At 61.7% G+C, this 1,928-nt stretch carries 1 protein-coding gene and 1 pseudogene; both read left to right on the top strand.

The features are described 5' to 3' along the window. Positions 1–215: 215 nt before the first annotated feature. Positions 216–1,448 (top strand): Tm-1-like ATP-binding domain-containing protein, encoded by a 1,233-nt coding sequence (locus A2I95_RS34365; protein WP_291737009.1) that lies wholly within the window; start codon positions 216–218, stop codon positions 1,446–1,448. A 230-nt stretch (positions 1,449–1,678) separates the two neighbouring features. Further along, a pseudogene (locus A2I95_RS34360) lies at positions 1,679–1,928 on the top strand (3-hydroxyacyl-CoA dehydrogenase); the annotation flags it as partial.

Raw genomic sequence — 1,928 nt, 5'->3', positions numbered from 1 at the left:
TGACAATACTGTGCCTTTGGGCGGTGCCGGGCAGTCCGGCAATGGCCATGATAAGTCGCTGCATGCGATCGACAAATACACCGATTTGAAAACCGCCTGGATTCAGTTGTGATGCAGGTTTTGCAGGGCAAAACCTGCAGCCTCCGGCGGGAGTATTTGGACAAAGAAGAAGGGGCTGTTTGGCCGCAGAAGGCGAGCCAAGGTGGGAGCGGGAAATGACATGTAAAACGATTCTGGTTGCCGGAACGTACGACACTAAAGACGATGAACTGAGCTATCTGGCGGAGGTGATCCGCGGGCAGGGCGGCAAGGTGCTGACGATGGATGTCAGTGTGCTGGGGGATCCCAGCCAGCCCGCGGATATAAGCAAACATGAGGTGGCGGAGGCTGGCGGCAGCTCTATCCGGGCGGCGATCGGTACTGGCGATGAAAACATTGCCATGCAGATCATGGGGGCTGGTGCGGCCTCCAAGGCACTGGAGCTGTACCGCGACGGCCGCATCGACGGAGTGATCGTTCTGGGCGGCACCATGGGCACCGATCTGGCGCTGGACATGTGTGCGGCATTACCGGTGGGGGTGCCAAAATACATCGTCTCAACTGTCGCATTTTCACCGCTGATGCCGCCCGAGCGGATCCCGGCGGATGTGCAGATGATTCTTTGGGCAGGTGGGCTTTACGGGGTGAACTCGATCTGCAAAGCGTCCCTGTCGCAGGCCGCCGGTGCGGTTCTGGGCGCAGCACGTTCGGTGGAACCGCCCAAGCGGGACAGGCCGCTGATCGGCATGACGTCGTTTGGCAAGACTGTGCTGCGTTACATGGTGGCGCTGAAACCAGCGTTGGAAACGCGCGGATTTGAGGTCGCGGTCTTTCACGCAACCGGCATGGGCGGGCGGGCGTTTGAAAGCCTGGCCGCTGAGGGCGCTTTCGCGGCGGTGATGGATTTTGCCCCGCAGGAAGTGTCGAACCACTTGTTCGGCGGGCTGTCGGCGGGGGCTGACCGGATGACCAATGCAGGTAGATCCGGCACACCGCAGCTGGTGGCGCCTGGCTGTTATGATCTGGTGGATTTTGTCGGCTGGCAAGAGACGCCCGCGCAGTTGAAGGGGCGGGAAACACATGCCCACAACCGGCTGCTCACCTCAGCGATGCTGGTAGCCGCTGAGCGGCGGCAGGTGGCGCAAGCGATTTGCGGTAAACTGGCGACTGCCAAAGCCCCTGTTGCGGTGCTGCTGCCCGCTGGCGGTTGCAACGAATGGGACCGCCCCGGTGCCCCTTTGCATGATGGGGAGGGGCTTGCGGCCTTTTGCGATGAAATGCGGGACTCCTGCCCGGAGACTGCCGAACTTCACGAGCTGGGCTGCCACGTCAATGACGCTGAGTTTTCAGCCAAGGCATTGGAAATCCTGGATGGCTGGATCTCCAGCGGGGTGGTGAATCCCGGCTGAGGTGCCTGGCGGCAGTGCTGCCGGACAATGCGTTTCAATAAGTTTCCATTTTCCCCGCTTTCTGTTACGAAACTGCTGGCATGATTGGCCGCCGGAAGCTGTGAGCCCCGCGACGAGGGGATTGCGTGTCTTCTGCGGCCATTGGGGCTTTGCGCCGGTCCGGCTGCTGTGCCTAATCTGTTGGGAGCTGGGCGCAGCCGCTGCCGCCGCGGAAGAGAGAGGAAGACCGGATGAGTGAAGCCATTGCATATGAGCGCGTGGGCGAGATAGCAGTCTTGAAGGCGCAGAACCCGCCTGTGAACGCGCTGGGTATTGAGGTGCGCAAAGGGCTGCTGGCCGGGATCGAACGCGCTGAGGCTGAGGGCGCCAAGGCAGTGCTGATCTATGGCGCGGGCAGGACCTATTTTGCCGGTGCTGATATCCGCGAGTTCGGCAAACCGCCGCAGGCCCCCTATCTGCCGGGGCTGTGCAGCCGGATCG

The organism is Leisingera sp. F5 (assembly GCF_001593695.1).
This window is presented reverse-complemented; position numbering and strand designations above follow the sequence as displayed.